The sequence below is a fragment of the Dactylosporangium sp. NPDC000244 genome, assembly GCF_040300725.1.
In the GTDB taxonomy this organism is placed as follows: Bacteria; Actinomycetota; Actinomycetes; order Mycobacteriales; family Micromonosporaceae; genus Dactylosporangium.
In genome coordinates this window covers 225919-241310 of record NZ_JBEPEH010000010.1, presented here as the reverse complement: position 1 = coordinate 241310, position 15392 = coordinate 225919, and the positions used below count along the sequence as shown (strand labels likewise).

Below are 15392 nucleotides of genomic sequence, written 5' to 3'. Positions count from 1 at the left end.
CAAGCCCAGCTTCTGCCTGAATGGTGGGAGCTGGGCGTTGTCGTGTGCGGCCGAAGGTCGCCTTGGAGACGTATGGAAAGCTTGCGCCCGGTTACGGGCTGCTCTCATGTCCCGGCTCGCCTTCGGTCCGGCGTTTAGTCTTCAGTTCTGCCTCGTACACGTGGCGTCGTCCGCCGGTCAGCGCCTCGCGCGTGTCCCGCTCGACAGCTTTGAACGTTGCGTAGTGACCGTCGTCGTACTTCGCCATCACCTTGGAAGGTCCATCGTCCTTCGAGGACGTTGCGGCCGATCGGCTCTTGCTCAACACAACGCACGTGACCGCGCGAATGGTGGACGGCCTGCTCGGCGGTTTGACGGAGGCCTGGGACGCGGCCCTCGACGCGCGGCGGGAGATGCACGCCGGATCACCTGTCCGGGTGCTGGATGACCTGCTGAGGGGGCGTTGACATGACCGGCCGCCCGATGCCGTTTGCAAGATCGTCCCCAGGATCTCTCCTGATCATGGACGGAGAAAGCGAAACGGCCGCTCCTCGTGTGAGGAAAGCGGCCGTGACCTGGGAGAACTGCGGTGGGCGATACTGGGATCGAACCAGTGACCTCTTCGGTGTGAACGAAGCGCGCTCCCGCTGCGCCAATCGCCCCTGCCGCAGAACTGTACATCACCAAGGGGCGCCGCTGCATCCCGGTACCGCCCGTGTCGGTAGGGTGGTGGTCCTATGGCCCTGTATGCGCTGCTCATCCTGCCCTCCGCCAATCGTGTCTACGCCGACGCGTCCGTTGAGCTCACCTGTGCTGAGCTGCGGGCGTTCGACCGGGGGGTGCTCGGCAACCGGCTCGGTGAGGTGGGGCCGCGCGTCGTCGGCGGGGTGCCGTACGTGACGTTCGAGGTTGACGAGCTCACCGAACGCGACGTCGCGGTGCTCGGGAATCTCTCGTCCGGGTATGCGCTGTTCGAGGTCGTCGGGGACCTGCTGCGGCCGATGCCGACCGGGTCGCTCGATCGGTTCGACGACGATCTCATCACCATCCAGAAGTACCAGGGCAAGACGAACGAGCACTTCACGAAGCTGCTGCTCAACGTCACCCTGCTCGCGTCCGACCACGCTTCGGAGCTGCTCACGAGGCGGTTTCGCGTGCTCGACCCGCTCTGCGGGCGTGGGACGACGCTCAACCAGGCGCTCATGTACGGGTTCGACGCCGCCGGTGTGGATCGGGACCAGAAGGACTTCGAGGCGTACGCCACGTTCATCCAGACCTGGCTCAAGCGGAAGCGGATCAAGCACAAGGCCGAGTTCGGGCCGGTGCGGCGGGAGCGGCAGGTGGTCGCGAAGCGGCTGCGCATCGAGCTCGCCGCCGACAAGGACGACTACAAGTCCAAGGCTACCCAGCTGCTCGACGTCGTGAACGTGGACACCCTGCGATCGCGGGAGTTCTTCAAGGACGGCTCGTTCGACCTCGTCGTGACCGACGCGCCCTACGGAGTTCAGCACGGCAGCCGCACGGCCGGCAAGGGGCTCACGCGCAGCCCGGAGGACTTGCTCGCGGAGGCGGCGCCGGTGTGGGCGCGGCTGCTGCGGCCGGGCGGGGCGATGGGCATCGCGTGGAACACGTTCGTGGCCAAACGCGAGCTCGCGGCCGGCCTGCTGGAGGAGGCGGGGCTCGAGGTCGTCGACGACGAGCCCTACCAATCGTTCCGCCACCGCGTCGACCAGGCGATCATGCGCGACGTCCTGGTCGCGAAAAAGCCCGCCTAAAACAAAACGAGGAAGCCCGCCTAAAGCTAGAACACCGTCGGATCGGGGTGGAAGGCCACGCCCCGCAGTGTCCACCGTGGACCGTGCGCGGCCAGCCGGGCACGGAACCCGGACCAGTCCCGCGCGGCCTGCGGCGACCATGCCACCTCGGCGATCGCCGGCAGGCGCGGGAACGTGAGCAGGTCGATGTCGGCCGCGGTCGCGACCGACTCGGTCCACAGTGGAGCCTCGATCCCGGCGATGTCGCAGGGGCCCGGCAGCAGCGTGTCCGGGTCCCAGTCGTAGGCGGTGCGCGTGGTGATGTACCCGGCCCAGTCGTGGCCGATCGGCGTCTCCGCGGTGTAGCGCATGTCGAGGTACACCCGATCCGCGGGCGACAACAGGATCCGGTCGCCCTGCGCGAGCGCGGCCAGGAGGTCCTCGTCGGGCTCGGGCTTGGCGCCCCAGTACTGCGCGATGCGCCCCGGCTCCCGCGCCGCCGGACCGATCTGGTGCCATGCGACGACCGTCTTGCCCAGCGCCGTCACCATCGGCTGCACGCGCGCCATGAAGGTCCGGTAGTCCTCGGCGGACGTGCTCTGCGCCTCGTCGCCGCCGATGTGCAGCCACGGCCCGGGCGTGAGCGCCGCGACCTCGGCGAGCACGTCGCGCACGAACGCGTACGTCACCTCGCGGCCGACCGCGAGCGTGCTGAAGCCGACGTCGACGCCGGTGTACGCCGCCGGGGCCACCCCGTCGTCGTTGAGCTGCGCATAGGCGTGCAGGGCCGCGTTCGTGTGCCCGGGCAGGTCGATCTCGGGCACGACGGTCACGTGCCGGGCCGCCGCGTGCGCGACGATCCGCGCGTAGTCGGCCTGGCTGAACCACCCGCCGCCCGCGCCGCCGACCTGCGTCGCGCCGCCCACCCGGGCCAGCTCCGGCCACGACTCGATCGCGATCCGCCAGCCCTGGTCGTCGCTGAGGTGCAGGTGCAGGACATTGATTTTGTACCGCGAAAGCTCGTCGATGAACCGCAGGACGACCTCGACGCCGAAGAAATGCCGCGCCACGTCCAGCATCGCACCGCGGTAGGCGAACCGCGGCTCGTCGGCGATCCGTCCACCCGGGACGGTCCACGGTCCATCCTGGACGGTCGCGGCGTCCACGGTGAACGGCAGGAGCTGCAGCAGCGTCTGCACGCCGTAGAACAGCCCCGCCTCCCTGCGTGCCCGAACGACGACCCCGTCCGCCTCGACGACGAGCTCGTAGCCCTCGTCCGAGCCGTGCTCGACCAGCCGCAGCTCGATCGCGGGACGCGGATGGGCGGCCTCGACGGGCAACGCGAACCCGGTGGCCGGCCGGAGTGCCTCGGCGAGGTACGCCCCGGCGGACGCGGAGTCCGAGCGGATCGCCGCGTCGGCTCGCAGCTCGAAGGTGGCGTTCGACGGCTCGACGAGGGCCGGGACGGGTACGACCGTGATGTCGTTCATGTCCCGATCATCGCAGGAAAGCGGGTGCGGGGTCGGTCGTGTAATCCCCGGTCGGGGCCGCGGACAGGATCAGCGGGTGCGCTGGGGCGGGTGACGCTGGGCCTGCGACGGGGGCACCGCCTGCTGGGCCTGCTGCTTCTGGCGCGCCTTGACGGCCAGGCGGCTCAGGTAGATGAGCGCGCCGCCCAGGACACCGACGTCGTCCAGGTAGATCGGGTCGGGCAGCAGGTCGATCGGGAAGATCGTGTAGATGATCGCGCCCCAGAAGACCCAGCGGCCGCCGACGCCCATGGCCTGCAGGTATTTGCCGGTCTTCCAGACGCGGACGGCCAGGACGATCGCCACCACCAGCAGGGCGACCAGCACCAGGGCGCCGATCACGAAGAGCGCGTAGAGCCAGTCGTCCGACATGGTTCGAGTTTACGGGCGATACTGCCCCCATGCGCGTCGAGCCACCCGTGATCGTGAGCAGTGACCCGAGCTCGTTTCCGCATTCGGTGCTACGGGACCGGCACCCCGCGATCGTGGCCAAGGTGCTGGCGGCATATCCGTACGCACCGGAGGTACAGAAGCGGCTGGAAATGCTCTTGCAAGAGCAGGCCGTCGTGCCGCTGGACGATGCCGCGCACGACGCCGCGGCGTGGGCGGTCTGGGGTGCGGGGATGTGGGGGAGATCGTGGTACGACGTGCCGTTCCTCTTCGCCGAGAACTTCTTCTACCGCCGGCTGCTGGACGCGGTGGGCTACTACGCGCCGGGTGCCTGGCGGGGGATCGACCCGTTCGGGCCGCAGAAGGCCGCCGACCTGCCGGGGGAGCGGGAGCTGGCCGAGCTCGACGCGCTGCAGGAGCTGCCCGGGGACGAGCAGGCCGCGGGCGTGGTGCGGGCGGCGCTGTGGGGCAACCGGGCCGACCTCGGGTTCGGGCTGGTGGCGTCGCACGCGGAGCGCGTCGACGAGCTGCTGGTGGACGACAGCGCGCGGCTGTGGAGCCTCACCCGCGGCGGCACGGTGATCGTGGTCGCCGACAACGCGGGGCGGGAACTGCTGCCCGACCTGGTGCTCATCGACTTCCTGCTGCGCACCGGGCGGGCGTCGCGGGTCGAGCTGCACGTCAAGCCGGCGCCGTACTTCGTCTCCGACGCCCTGACCGCCGACGTGCTGGCCGAGCTCGGGCGCTTTCCCGCCGGCAGTGCGATCGGCGGGCGGCTGGACGGTGCGCTGCGCGGCGGGCGGCTGGAGCTGCACACGGAGGACTTCTACTGCGCGCCGCTGACGTTCCACGAGGCACCGGACGGGCTCGCGGCCCGGTTCGCGGCGGCGGAGCTGACCATCCTCAAGGGGGATCTCAACTACCGCCGCCTGGTCGGGGACCGGCGCTGGCCGGTGGACACGCCGTTCGAGGAGGTCAGCGCGTACTTTCCGGGCCCGGTCGCCGCGCTGCGGACGGTGAAGTCGGACGTGGTCGCCGGGCTGGGCGCGGACGCGGAGCGCGGACTGCCCGAGTCATGGCGCACCAGCGGCGCTTTTGCCCTTGTCCAAGTGCGCGGCTGAGGCCGCGGCGGGGGAGGCGAAGGTCGGGCCGGCCCAGGACTTGCAGGAGTTCGTCATGCTCAGCACTCTGCCGTGACGGACTTGGCGAGCACTTGCGGCCGACTTGCGAAGGCCCGCAAGCGTGTCCGGGGTCACCCTCGGGAGTGGCTTTTGCCCCGGTGTACCGGGGTATCGCGCCACCTCCCGATGGAGAGGAACGCGCGCATGCAACCTGAAGGCGACGAGCTGGCGCCCCAACCGGATGAGGACGCCCCGCCCGCGCCGGAGAGCGTTTCCGCGGCCCCCACGGACGGGTCCGCACCGGTCAGCGGGGCGGCGCCCGTCAGCGGGGCGGCGTCGGTCAGCGGGACGGCGTCGGCCAGCGGCCCGGCGCCGGCGCACGGTTCGGCGACGGTCAACGGTTCGCCGTACCGGCCGGTCGGCGGCTCGGCGGCGGGAACCCTGGCGGCGCTGTGGAACGACGGCGACCGGCAGCGCATCAAGGCCAAGTGGCAGGAGCTCCAGCTGCGCTTCATCGACGACCCGCACCTGGTGGCCGGCGAGGCGGAGCGGCTCGTGCAGGAGGCGGTGACCTCGCTGAGCGCGTCGCTGGACGCGCGCCGGGGCCAGCTGCACCAGCAGCGGGCCGCCCGCGGGCTGGACACGGAGAACCTGCGCGCCTCGCTGCGTGACTACCGCGAGTTCCTCGATCGCATCCTCGGACTGTGAGGGGTGGGTACCCAATGAACTCCACGACGATCACGATCGGCCTGGTGGTGCTGGCCCTGGCGGTCGGCGGCTGGATCCTGCTGCGCGGCGGCAAGGAGGACGAGGAGGAGCTGGAGGAGGCCTCGGGTGCCACGGCCGCACCGGTGGCCCAGCCTCGCCCGCCGTCCCCCGCGGCCGGCGCCGCGCCCGTGGCGCCCGGAGGCACGCCGATGGCCCAGGCCGCCGTGCCGATGGCCCAGCAGCAGCCGATGGCCCAGCAGATGGGCCAGCCGATGGGTCAGCCGATGGCCCCGGCGATGGGCCAGAGCGCCGCGCCGATGGCCCCGGCCGCCGCGCCGATGTCGTCGGTGCCGTTCGGCGGGTCCGGCTTCGCGGTGACCGCGCCGCTGACGAGTGAGGCGCACGCGTACGAGGTGCGCACCCGGTGGCAGGAGCTCCAGCTGCGCTTCGTCGACGACCCGCAGACCGCGGCCGGGGAGGCCGAGCGGCTCGTGGACGACGCCCTCGCCGGGGTGACCGCCTCGCTCAACGCGCGCAAGGACCAGCTCAGCAACTGGCGGGCGTCCGGCCGGGACGACACCGAGCAGCTCCGGGCGGCCGTCCACGGCTACCGGGACTTCCTCAACCACCTAGTCGGGGCATGAACTCCGTTTGAGCGAGGGTGATGGGCGGGAATACCTCCATTGAAGGAGGACCGCCATGACAGCCACCCAAGTATTGGTCACGATCATTGTCCTGGTTGTGATCGCCGCGCTCGGCTACGGCATCTGGTTCGTCACCCGGCGGCGGGCCCTGCAGAACCGGTTCGGCCCCGAGTACGACCGGGCCGTAGCCGAGGGGGACAGCCGCCTCGCCGCCGAGCGCGAGCTGCGTGAGCGCGAACGGCGCCACGCCGAGCTCGAGATCAAGGAGCTCACCCCGGAGTCCAGGGCCCGATACGCCGGCAAGTGGGAGGAGATCCAGGCCCGGTTCCTGGACGACCCGTCCGGCGCCGTCCGCGACGCCGACGCCCTGGTGACCGAGCTGGTCGCCGAGCGCGGGTACCCCACCGGCGACTACGAGCAGCACCTCGCCCACCTGTCGGTCGAGCACGCCCGCACCCTCGGGCACTACCGCGACGCCCACGAGATCTCCCAGCTCTCGGAGCGCGGCGAGGCCACGACGGAGCAGCTGCGCCAGGCCGTCGTGCACTACCGCACGCTCTTCTCCGAGCTGCTCGGCACCGACGCCACCCCCGGCAACGGGCGCCACGATGCCGCCCGTACCGATGCCGTCAGTACTGATGCCGCCGACACCGTCGCCGACCGGCCGGTCGACCGAGAGGACCATGCCGAGGCCGCCGCCCGCGCGGCCGAGCACGACGCCGAGCACGTCACCGGGTTCGACGACCCCGAGGCGCGCCACGACGCCGAGCTGCACCGTGCCGACGATGACGACGCCGTGGACGGCGTTCCCGCCCAGCGCACCGGCGGCCGCCTGCCGCATCCGCACGACACCCGCAGCCGGTCGTAGGGCCGGGGAAGGATCTTTCGGCGATGACGCAGCAGCAGGAGCAGCACCAGACGTACGTGCCGGGCCAGCGCGACGGCGAGCACGACGACGAAAACGTGACGGTCGGCACCGCGCACGCGCCCCACTCGGACGAGGAGAGCTACCCGGCCGCGACGTACGCGTCGGGCTCGGCCGACCCGGACCTGGCCGACCGCGACGACGTCGAGGTGGTCGACCGCGACGAGGCTTTGGCCGAGGAGCGCGACGACGAGACCCAGGTGATCGACCAGGACGAGGCCGACGCGGTCTACGACGACGCGGTCCGCGAGAACGAGGTCCACGACGCCGGGACCGATGTCGTGGACGCCGAGGTGGTGGACGACGAGGACGAGCGCGACGAGGACGAGGTCGCGACCGTCGAGGCCCAGGAGGACCGGGAGTGGGCCGCGGAGCACGCGGAGGGCGAGCCGGCCGACCATGAGCCGGTCGCCTCGACGCCGGGGTCCGTGGACGTGACGGCCATCGGGGCGGTGTGGGCCGACGGCGCCGTCGACGGCCTGCGCGACCGCTGGCGCGAGCTCCAGCTCCGCTTCATCGACGACCCCCGCTCGGTCGCCGACGAGGCCGACGCGCTGGTCGGCGAGGCCGTCGAGACCATCACGAACGCCCTGCAGGCCCAGCGCCGCGACCTCGCGAACTGGCAGAACGAGCCCGGCGACGACACCGAGCGCCTGCGCGCGGCCGTGCGGGGCTACCGCGACTACCTGGACCGCCTGCTCGGCATGTGACCCGCTCATGCAAAAGGCCCGCCCCCGAGGCGGGCCTTTTGTCGTGTCCTACCCGGTGGTAACGTCCCTTGGTACCAGACAGTACCAAGGGGGCCGGATGCATACGCGGATCGCGATCATCGGCGCGGGCTTCGGCGGCCTGGGCGCCGCCATCCGGCTCAAGCAGCGCGGCTGGACGGACTTCGTCGTGTTCGAGCGCGCCGACGACCTCGGCGGCACCTGGCGCGAGAACAGCTACCCGGGCTGCGCCTGCGACGTGCCGAGCCAGGTGTACTCCTTCTCCTTCGCCCTGAACCCGCGCTGGACGAGCACGTACTCCCCGCAGGACGAGATCTGGTCCTACCTGCGCGCGTGCGCCGACCGCTTCGGCGTGCGCCCCGCGATCCGCTTCGGCACCGAGGTGCGCGCCGCCGCCTGGGACCACGGCCGCTGGCGCCTCGAGACGTCGGCCGGCACGTGGACGGCCGACGTGCTCATCGCCGCCGGCGGGCCGCTCAACGAGCCGGTGATCCCGAAGCTGCCCGGCCTCGAGACGTTCCGCGGCGAGGCGTTCCACTCCGCCCGCTGGAACCACGGCGCCGAGCTGGCCGGGCGCCGGGTCGCGGTGATCGGCACCGGCGCGTCCGCGATCCAGATCGTCCCCGCGATCCAGCCCGTGGCCGGGACGCTCACCCTGTTCCAGCGCACCCCGGCGTGGGTGATGCCCCGCGGCGAGCGCCCGCTGCGGCCGTGGGAGCAGCGGATGTACGGCCGAATCCCCGGCGCCCAGCGGCTCGTGCGCACGCTCGCCTACTGGCAGATCGAGGCGACGGTGCTGGCCTTCCTGCGCCCGGCGCTCATGCGGCTGGCCGAGCGGGCGGCGCTGGCGAACCTGCGCAAGGCCGTGCGCGACCCGGGGCTGCGGGCCCGGCTCACCCCGGACTACCGGATGGGCTGCAAGCGCGTGCTCAAGTCCGACGACTACTACCCGGCCCTGGTGCGCGACAACGTCGAGGTCGTCACCGACGCGATCGCCGAGGTCCGCCCGCACGCCGTCGTCACCCGCGACGGCACCGAGCACCCGGCCGACGTCATCGTCTTCGGCACCGGCTTCCGGGTGAGCGACCTGCCGATCGCCGAGCGCATCCGCGGCCGCGACGGCCGCAGCCTGGCCGAGCACTGGCAGGGCAGCCCGCAGGCGTTCCGCGGCACCACCGTGGCCGGCTTCCCGAACCTCTTCCTGCTGCTGGGACCCAACACCGGGCTCGGCCACAACTCGGTCGTGCTGATGATCGAGGCCCAGATCGCGTACGTCCTCGCCGCCCTCAAAACCCTGGACCGCAAGGGCATCCGGGCGCTGGAGCCCCGCCCCGAGGCCCAGGCGCGCTTCGTGGCCCGGGTCGACCGCCGCATGGCCGGCACCGTGTGGGCGACCGGCTGCCACAGCTGGTATCTCGACTCCACCGGCCGCAACTCGACCCTCTGGCCCGGTTCGACGTGGGGGTACCGCCTGAAGATGCGCCGCTTCGACCGCAGCGCCTACCGCGAGGTGACGGCATGACGGTCCACTTCGTCCGCCGGGGCCACGGCGAGCCCCTGGTGCTCATCCACGGCATCGGGCACCACTGGCGGGCGTGGGAGCCCGTGCTCGACCGCCTCGCCGAGCGCCACGACGTGATCGCGCTGGACCTGCCCGGCTTCGGCCGCTCGCCCGCCCCCGCCGCGAACCGGGGCATGCCGACCGCCGTCGCCGCGCTGGGCGAGCTCTTCGCCGGGCTCGGCCTCGACCGCCCGCACGTGGCCGGCAACAGCCTCGGCGGCGCGATCGCGCTGGAGCTGGCCGCGTCCGGCCTGGCGAGCTCGGCGACCGCGCTCTCCCCGGCCGGCTTTGCCACCCCGGCCCAGGTGCGCCGGGCCCTGCGGACGCTGCGGAGCATGCGGCTCGGCGCGTTCACCCCGGCGCCGGTGCTGCGCGCGTTCTACCGCACCGCCTTCGGCCGCCGGTTCTCCTTCGCCCCGCTCGTCAGCGACACGTCGTACTTCACGCCCGAGCGGGCCCTGGCCGACACCCTGGCCCTGCGCGGCGGCAAGGGCTTCGCGGCGGTGGCCCGGCACGGGGCCGCCTACGCGTTCACCGGCGACCCGGGAACGGTCCCGGTCACCGTCGCCTGGGGCGACCGGGACCGGATACTGCGGCCCGTCCAGGCCCGGCGGGCCCGGGAGGTCCTGCCGGGCGCGTGCTTCGTGGAGCTGCCCGGCTGCGGGCACGTGCCGATGAGCGACGACCCGGACGCCGTGGTCCGGGTCGTGCTCGGCACGGTCGCTAGAACCGGATCAGCGTCCGCGCTCCCTGACCGGCCCGCATCCGGCTGAACGCCGCGCCGACGCCGGACAGGTCCACCTCGTCGGAGACGAGCGCGGCCAGGTTCAGCCGGCCGGCCCGGTAGTGCTCCAGCAGGATCGGCACGTCGACGGCGGGGTCGGTGCTGCCGTACATGCAGCCGACGATGGTCCGGGCGAAGAACGCGACCTCGAGGGCGTTGAAGGTCACCGGGTCCTGCGCCGAGCCGAGCCCGACCACCGTCGCGGTGCCGCCGCGGCGGGTGGCGGACCAGGCGGCCCGGATCGTCTCCCCGCGCCCCACGCACTCGATCGCGTGGTCGGCGCCGAGGCCGCCGGTGAGCGCCCGGATCTCCTTGGCCAGCCCGGCGTGCGGGGCCAGGAAGTGCGTGGCGCCGAGCGAACGGGCCAGCTCCTCCTTGGCCGCGGCCGGGTCCACCGCGATGATCGCGGACGCGCCGGCCAGCCGGGCGCCCTGGATCGCGGCCAGCCCGACGCCGCCGAGCCCGATGACCGCGACCGTCTGGCCCGCCTGGACCCGGGCCGCGTTCGTGACGGCGCCGACGCCGGTGAGCACGGCGCAGCCGAGCAGGGCGGCCTCGGCGAGCGGGATGTCGGCCGGGACCGGGATGCACGCGTGCGCGCCGACGACCGTCTCGGCCGCGAACGCGCCGGTGCCCAGGCCCGCGTAGACCGGCTCGCCGGCGGCGGTGGCGAAGGGCACCCCGCGGGCGTCGTCGGCGTGCAGGCACAGGTAGGGCTCGCCGTGCTCGCAGTACCAGCAGGCGCGGCACGGCGGCGACCAGTTCAGCACCACGTGGTCGCCGGCGGCGAGGTCCGTGACGCCCTCGCCGACCTCGACGACGACCCCGGCGCCCTCGTGGCCGAGCACGGCGGGCAGCGGCTGGCGCAGGGTGCCGTTGGCGAGCGACAGGTCGGAGTGGCAGACCCCGGCGGCGGCGAGGCGCACCCGCACCTGCCCGGGCCCGGTCGGGTTGAGCTCGATCTCCTCCAGGGCCAGCGGCCCGTCGAGCGAGCGCATCACCGCGGCCCGGGTCACAGCTGCACCGACTTCACGGCGGTGAACTCGTCGTAGCCGTGCGCCCCGAGCTCGCGGCCGTAGCCCGAGTGCCCGATGCCGCCGAACGGCGCGAGCGGGTTGAAGGCGCCGCCGTTGATGTCCACCTGGCCGGTGCGCATGCGCCGGGCGAAGGCCACCGCCCGGTCGCGGTCGGCGGACCAGACCGCGCCGGCCAGCCCGTACTTGGTGGCGTTGGCGATGCGCACGGCGTCGTCCTCGTCGCGGTACCGGATAATGGACAGCACCGGCCCGAAGATCTCCTCCTGGGCGATGGCGCTGCCGGGGTCGACGCCCGCGAAGACCACCGGGGCGACGTAGTAGCCGACGGACGGCACCTCGCCGCCGCCGAACGCCATCGTCGCCCCGTCCCGCCGCCCGCGCTCGATGTAGCCGAGCACCCGGTCGCGCTGCGCCGCGGAGGCGAGCGGGCCCAGGCGGGTGGCCGGATCGGCGGGGTCGCCGACGGTGTACTTCGCCGCGGCCGCCACCGCCAGCTCCACGGCCTCGTCGTGGCGGGACTCGGGCACGAGCATCCGCGTCCAGGCCGTGCACGTCTGGCCGGAGTTGAGGTAGCAGTTGCCGATGCCGACCTTCACCGCGGCGGCGAGGTCGGCGTCGGGCAGGATCACGTTGGCCGACTTGCCGCCGAGCTCGAGCGCGACCCGGGTGACGTTGGCGGCGGCGAGCGCGGCGACCTTGCGCCCGGCGGCGGTGGAGCCGGTGAACGAGATCAGGTCGATGCCCGGGTGCCCGGCCAGGGCCGCGCCCGCCGGGTCGCCGTAGCCGTGGACCACGTTGTAGACCCCGTCGGGGATCCCGGCGGCCCGCACGAGCTCGGCGAGGCGGTTGGCCGACAGCGGGGCGACCTCGCTGGGCTTGTGCACCACCGTGTTGCCGGCCGCGAGCGCGGGCGCCACCTTCGCGATCGTCTGGTGCAGCGGGTAGTTCCAGGGCGTGATCGCTCCGACGACGCCGACCGGCTCGCGGTACACCTCGGAGTTGCCGATGCGCTCGGGCTCCTCCGGGCGGCGCAGCAGCCCGACCATCGAGCCGAGGGTGGCCAGCGGCAGCCCGACCTGCACCTTGCGGGCGATCGGCAGCGGCGCGCCCATCTCGGAGCTGATCAGCTCGGCGAGCTCGGGCGCGGCGGCGGTCATCGCGTCGAGCAGCGCCTGGAGGCGCTCGGCCCGCTCGGCGCGGGGGAGGGCGGCCCAGGCGGGCTGGGCGGCGCGGGCGGCCGCGACGGCGCCCGAGACGGTGTCGGCCGAGCCGGGCGGGACGGAGCCGACGACCTGTTCGGTGGCGGGATTGACGACGTCGATCACGGTGCTGGGCCCCTTTACGCGAACGCGCTCACGCCGGTGAGAGCACGGCCGATGATGAGCTTCTGGATCTGGCTGGTGCCTTCGTACACCGTAGTGACCCGCGCGTCGCGCAGGTACTTGCCCACGGGGTACTCGTCGATGTACCCGTATCCGCCGAAGACCTGCAGCGCGGCGTTGGCCGCGCGGACCGCGGCCTCACTGGCGAAGAGCTTCGCGGTCGAGGACTCGGTGGCGAACGGCTGCCCGCGGTCGATGAGGTCGGCGACCCGCCACGTGAGCAGCCGCGCCGCGTCGGCCTCCACGGCGATGTCGGCGAGCAGCTGCTGCACGAGCTGGAACGACGCGATCTTCTTGCCGAACTGCTCGCGCTGGGTCGCGTAGGCGCTCGCCGCGTCCAGGCAGCCCTGGATGATGCCGACGCAGCCGGCGGCGAGCGACATCCGCCCCTTGGCCAGCGCCGCCATGGCGATCTTGAAGCCCTCGCCCTCCGCGCCGAGCATGTTGGCGGCGGGCACGAAGACGTCGTCGAAGCTGAGCATCGCGGTGGCCTGGCCGCGCAGGCCGAGCTTGCCGTGGATCTCGGTGACCTGCAGGCCCTCGGCGGGCATCGGCACCAGGAACGCCGAGACGCCCTTCGGCCCGGGCCCGCCGGTGCGCGCGAAGACGAGCGCCACGCTCGCCCAGGTGCCGTTGGTGATGAACATCTTGGCCCCGTCGATCCGCCAGCCGCCGTCGACCTTGGTGGCGCGGGTGGCCAGGTTGCCGGCGTCGGAGCCGGTGTCGGGCTCGGTCAGCGCGAAGCAGGCCAGGTCCTCCCCGGAGCACAGCCGGGGCAGCCACTCCTGCTTCTGGCTCGCCGTGCCCTGCTGCAGGATCGTCTTGGCCACCAGCCCGAGCGAGACCGAGACGATCCCGCGCACCGACGAGTCGCCGCGGCCGAGCTCCTCGAGGACCAGGCAGTAGGTCAGGTGGTCGCCCCCGCTGCCGCCGTGCTCCTCGGGGATCGTGACGCCGAACAGCCCCAGGCCGGCGAGCTTCTTGACGATCTGGAGGTCCACCTGCTCGGCCCGGTCCCAGGCCGCCGCATGGGGCAGGATCTCGCGGTTCGTGAACTCGGCGGTCATGCGCCGGACGGCCTGCTGCTCGTCGCTGAGGGTCAGATCCATAGCCTGATTCCTTAACTAACGCTGTTAGTTTCTAGGATCGTACTCATGGTCCGTCCCCGAACGCCACTGCTGAACCGCGACCGCATCGTCGAGGTCGCCACCGCGATCGTGGACGCGGAGGGCCTGGACGCCCTCTCGACCCGCCGCCTGGCCCGCGAGCTCGGCGTGCAGGCGCCGTCGCTGTACAACCACTTCGCCACGAAGGAGGAGATCGTCGACGCGATCGGCGACGCCATCGTGGCGGGCGTCGACCTGTCGATGCTGGGCCGCGACCCCTGGCCGGCCGCGCTGCGCGCATGGGCCCGCGCCTACCGGGCCGCCTTCCGGGCCCACCCGAACGTGGTCCCGTTCCTGGCCCGCGGCCCGGCCCGCCGCCCGGCCTCGCTGCGCCTGGCGGACGCGGTGTACGGCGCCCTCGTCGACGCGGGCTGGCCACCGGCGCAGGCGACGCGGATCGGGGCGGCGATGCGGTACTTCGTGGCCGGCTCGGCGCTGGGCTCATTCGCGCTGGGCTTCGTCGACGACCCTTCGCTGTACGCGGCCGACTACCCGCACCTGCGCGACGCGCACCGGCTGGCCGGGCGGCATGCGCAGGTGGACGACTCGGCCTTCGAGCTCGGCCTGGACGCGCTGGTCGACGGCTTGGAGCGCAGGTTCGCCGAGTTGGAGCGCTGACCAACCGGAGGGTCCATGTTTCCTTTCCGCTGACGCATTCACAGCCGTCAAGCGCGACGACGTTGCCGTGGAAGCGTTGACCGAGAGCGAGCGCCGGGCGTTCCCGCTCGGACTCGGCGCCGGCAAGGGACTGCTTCGCGAAGGGCGTATTCGGTTGGGTTTCCCGCTTCGGTGGGATTTGCGGCCTGGAGCCGTTCGTTCGACGAGCTGGAGTCGCGTATCGACAGGGCCGCCGAGCATCCGTAGTTTTCCCTGGTGTTCGGAGACCTCCTCTGGATCGAAGGCGCGCCGGAGGCAAAGCCGCCGCCGCGGCCTTCCGATCCCACCCTTGAACCGAGGAGCCGTGGCGGTGCGGTCCGGTGAGGCTGAAACCCTTGCAGCATAACGGTTTCAGCTTTGGCGCGGTCTTGCTGCGGGAGTACGAGTCGTTGAAGGAGACGGCTTACCTGATGGCCAGCCCCGCCAACGCTCGGCGGTTGAACGAGGCCATCGAGGAGCTGCGCGCCGGCGGCGGCGAAGTCCAGGACCTGATCGACCCGGACGGCGCCACGGAAACTGCGTGAAGGTCCAGTTCGCCCGCGACTGCGACTGCGACTGGGAGGACTGCCTGAGCTGGCAGCAGGACCGCCAGATGCTCTGCCGGGTCAGCACGCTGATCGAAGACAGCCGCCACAACGTCCACCAGGGCATCGGCAAGTCTGAACAGCTGCGCGGCAACTGGTCCGGCTTCTGGTCCCGCCGCATCGACCAGGGGCACCGGCTCGCGTACCGGATCGTCGACGACACCGTCCAGATCGTGCAGTGCCGCACCCACTACGAGTAGCGTGCCTGCCAACGCCGCGCCTCTTCAGACCCTCCGCACACATGCAGGTCTCCTCCAGGAAGATGCGGGCTGCGCTCAGGCGGTTCGGCGAAAGCCTCGGCCAGGCCAGAAGACACGCCGCCGCGTGTCAACGGCGACACCGCGGAGGAGGCAGGCAAACTGAGTTGTCGGTGTTCACCGATTGGTGCTAACGACAACGGCCCTCGGCATCGACTATCGTCCCGATAATCGATGACCACAAGC

17 protein-coding genes, 1 tRNA gene and 1 pseudogene are annotated in these 15392 nt (G+C 72.3%); 12 read left to right on the top strand and 7 right to left on the bottom strand.

The features are described from left to right. Positions 1 to 91 precede the first annotated feature (91 nt). Positions 92 to 305: pseudogene (locus ABT369_RS16700) on the bottom strand (hypothetical protein); the annotation flags it as partial. 9 nt (positions 306 to 314) lie between these two features. Between ABT369_RS16700 and ABT369_RS16695 the strand changes: the two are divergent. Then, on the top strand, positions 315 to 446 hold the full coding sequence (locus ABT369_RS16695; protein ID WP_350612844.1) for a hypothetical protein: 132 nt from the start codon (positions 315 to 317) through the stop codon (positions 444 to 446). Between the two features lie 123 nt (positions 447 to 569). Here the strand turns inward: ABT369_RS16695 and ABT369_RS16690 are convergent. Beyond that, positions 570 to 641 (bottom strand) — tRNA-Val (locus ABT369_RS16690). 75 nt (positions 642 to 716) lie between these two features. Between ABT369_RS16690 and ABT369_RS16685 the strand changes: the two genes are divergently transcribed. Next, positions 717 to 1754 carry a TRM11 family SAM-dependent methyltransferase gene (locus ABT369_RS16685; protein WP_350612770.1) on the top strand — a complete coding sequence of 346 codons (1038 nt, stop codon included), beginning with the start codon at positions 717 to 719 and terminating at the stop codon, positions 1752 to 1754. A 26-nt stretch (positions 1755 to 1780) separates the two neighbouring features. Here ABT369_RS16685 and ABT369_RS16680 read toward each other — a convergent pair whose 3' ends face one another. Together ABT369_RS16680 and ABT369_RS16675 are read right to left on the bottom strand one after the other, a co-directional pair. Beyond that, positions 1781 to 3223 carry a beta-N-acetylhexosaminidase gene (locus tag ABT369_RS16680; protein ID WP_350612769.1) on the bottom strand — a complete coding sequence of 481 codons (1443 nt, stop codon included), beginning with the start codon at positions 3221 to 3223 and terminating at the stop codon, positions 1781 to 1783. 69 nt (positions 3224 to 3292) lie between these two features. Further along, a complete protein-coding gene (locus ABT369_RS16675; RefSeq protein ID WP_350612768.1) occupies positions 3293 to 3634 on the bottom strand; it encodes a YkvA family protein in 342 nt (113 codons plus the stop codon). 29 nt (positions 3635 to 3663) lie between these two features. Here ABT369_RS16675 and ABT369_RS16670 point away from each other — a divergent pair, with 29 nt between their 5' ends. From ABT369_RS16670 to ABT369_RS16640, 7 genes are all read left to right on the top strand, one after another. Further along, complete coding sequence (locus tag ABT369_RS16670) at positions 3664 to 4773, top strand: damage-control phosphatase ARMT1 family protein (RefSeq protein WP_350612767.1); 1110 nt, start codon at positions 3664 to 3666, stop codon at positions 4771 to 4773. A gap of 204 nt (positions 4774 to 4977) precedes the next feature. Next, entirely contained in the window at positions 4978 to 5481 is a 504-nt protein-coding gene (locus ABT369_RS16665) for a hypothetical protein (protein WP_350612766.1), read from the top strand. 14 nt (positions 5482 to 5495) lie between these two features. Next, positions 5496 to 6125, top strand: a complete 630-nt coding sequence (locus tag ABT369_RS16660; RefSeq protein WP_350612765.1) for a hypothetical protein — start codon at positions 5496 to 5498, stop codon at positions 6123 to 6125. A 55-nt stretch (positions 6126 to 6180) separates the two neighbouring features. Continuing rightward, positions 6181 to 6993 carry a hypothetical protein gene (locus ABT369_RS16655; protein ID WP_350612763.1) on the top strand — a complete coding sequence of 271 codons (813 nt, stop codon included), beginning with the start codon at positions 6181 to 6183 and terminating at the stop codon, positions 6991 to 6993. Positions 6994 to 7016: 23 nt separating this feature from the next. Next, positions 7017 to 7760, top strand: coding sequence for a hypothetical protein (locus tag ABT369_RS16650; RefSeq protein WP_350612762.1), 744 nt, complete (start codon positions 7017 to 7019; stop codon positions 7758 to 7760). A gap of 97 nt (positions 7761 to 7857) precedes the next feature. Beyond that, positions 7858 to 9300, top strand: coding sequence for a flavin-containing monooxygenase (locus tag ABT369_RS16645; protein WP_350612761.1), 1443 nt, complete (start codon positions 7858 to 7860; stop codon positions 9298 to 9300). Beyond that, a complete protein-coding gene (locus tag ABT369_RS16640) occupies positions 9297 to 10112 on the top strand; it encodes an alpha/beta fold hydrolase (RefSeq protein ID WP_350612760.1) in 816 nt (271 codons plus the stop codon). The genes ABT369_RS16645 and ABT369_RS16640 overlap by 4 nt, the downstream gene beginning before the upstream one ends. Here the strand turns inward: ABT369_RS16640 and ABT369_RS16635 are convergent. From ABT369_RS16635 to ABT369_RS16625, 3 genes are read right to left on the bottom strand one after another with little or no spacing between them, the layout of a single operon-like run. Next, a complete protein-coding gene (locus ABT369_RS16635) occupies positions 10063 to 11139 on the bottom strand; it encodes a Zn-dependent alcohol dehydrogenase (RefSeq protein ID WP_350612758.1) in 1077 nt (358 codons plus the stop codon). The genes ABT369_RS16640 and ABT369_RS16635 overlap by 50 nt on opposite strands. Further along, positions 11136 to 12485, bottom strand: a complete 1350-nt coding sequence (locus ABT369_RS16630; protein ID WP_350612757.1) for an aldehyde dehydrogenase family protein — start codon at positions 12483 to 12485, stop codon at positions 11136 to 11138. The genes ABT369_RS16635 and ABT369_RS16630 overlap by 4 nt, the downstream gene beginning before the upstream one ends. 14 nt (positions 12486 to 12499) lie before the next feature. After that, entirely contained in the window at positions 12500 to 13651 is a 1152-nt protein-coding gene (locus ABT369_RS16625; protein WP_350612756.1) for an acyl-CoA dehydrogenase family protein, read from the bottom strand. 45 nt (positions 13652 to 13696) lie between these two features. On the opposite strand from ABT369_RS16625, the gene ABT369_RS16620 reads away from it, so the two are divergent. The 3 genes from ABT369_RS16620 to ABT369_RS16610 all read left to right on the top strand — a co-directional run bounded on the left by ABT369_RS16620 (position 13697) and on the right by ABT369_RS16610 (position 15149). Further along, a complete protein-coding gene (locus tag ABT369_RS16620) occupies positions 13697 to 14326 on the top strand; it encodes a TetR/AcrR family transcriptional regulator (RefSeq protein WP_350612755.1) in 630 nt (209 codons plus the stop codon). A gap of 359 nt (positions 14327 to 14685) precedes the next feature. Next, positions 14686 to 14889 (top strand): type II toxin-antitoxin system Phd/YefM family antitoxin, encoded by a 204-nt coding sequence (locus ABT369_RS16615; protein ID WP_502891772.1) that lies wholly within the window; start codon positions 14686 to 14688, stop codon positions 14887 to 14889. Further along, entirely contained in the window at positions 14886 to 15149 is a 264-nt protein-coding gene (locus tag ABT369_RS16610; protein WP_350612753.1) for a Txe/YoeB family addiction module toxin, read from the top strand. Before ABT369_RS16615 ends, ABT369_RS16610 begins: the two co-directional genes overlap by 4 nt. Positions 15150 to 15392 lie beyond the last annotated feature (243 nt).

Excerpts from the sequence above, each read along its gene's own strand:
- ABT369_RS16665 (WP_350612766.1), top strand. The coding sequence starts at position 4,978 with ATGCAACCTGAAGGCGACGAGCTGGCGCCCCAACCGGATGAGGACGCC.
- ABT369_RS16640 (WP_350612760.1), top strand. The coding sequence starts at position 9,297 with ATGACGGTCCACTTCGTCCGCCGGGGCCACGGCGAGCCCCTGGTGCTC.
- ABT369_RS16620 (WP_350612755.1), top strand. The coding sequence starts at position 13,697 with ATGGTCCGTCCCCGAACGCCACTGCTGAACCGCGACCGCATCGTCGAG.
- ABT369_RS16670 (WP_350612767.1), top strand. The coding sequence starts at position 3,664 with ATGCGCGTCGAGCCACCCGTGATCGTGAGCAGTGACCCGAGCTCGTTT.
- ABT369_RS16685 (WP_350612770.1), top strand. The coding sequence starts at position 717 with ATGGCCCTGTATGCGCTGCTCATCCTGCCCTCCGCCAATCGTGTCTAC.
- ABT369_RS16680 (WP_350612769.1), bottom strand. The coding sequence starts at position 3,223 with ATGAACGACATCACGGTCGTACCCGTCCCGGCCCTCGTCGAGCCGTCG.
- ABT369_RS16655 (WP_350612763.1), top strand. The coding sequence starts at position 6,181 with ATGACAGCCACCCAAGTATTGGTCACGATCATTGTCCTGGTTGTGATC.
- ABT369_RS16675 (WP_350612768.1), bottom strand. The coding sequence starts at position 3,634 with ATGTCGGACGACTGGCTCTACGCGCTCTTCGTGATCGGCGCCCTGGTG.
- ABT369_RS16650 (WP_350612762.1), top strand. The coding sequence starts at position 7,017 with ATGACGCAGCAGCAGGAGCAGCACCAGACGTACGTGCCGGGCCAGCGC.
- ABT369_RS16625 (WP_350612756.1), bottom strand. The coding sequence starts at position 13,651 with ATGGATCTGACCCTCAGCGACGAGCAGCAGGCCGTCCGGCGCATGACC.
- ABT369_RS16645 (WP_350612761.1), top strand. The coding sequence starts at position 7,858 with ATGCATACGCGGATCGCGATCATCGGCGCGGGCTTCGGCGGCCTGGGC.
- ABT369_RS16660 (WP_350612765.1), top strand. The coding sequence starts at position 5,496 with ATGAACTCCACGACGATCACGATCGGCCTGGTGGTGCTGGCCCTGGCG.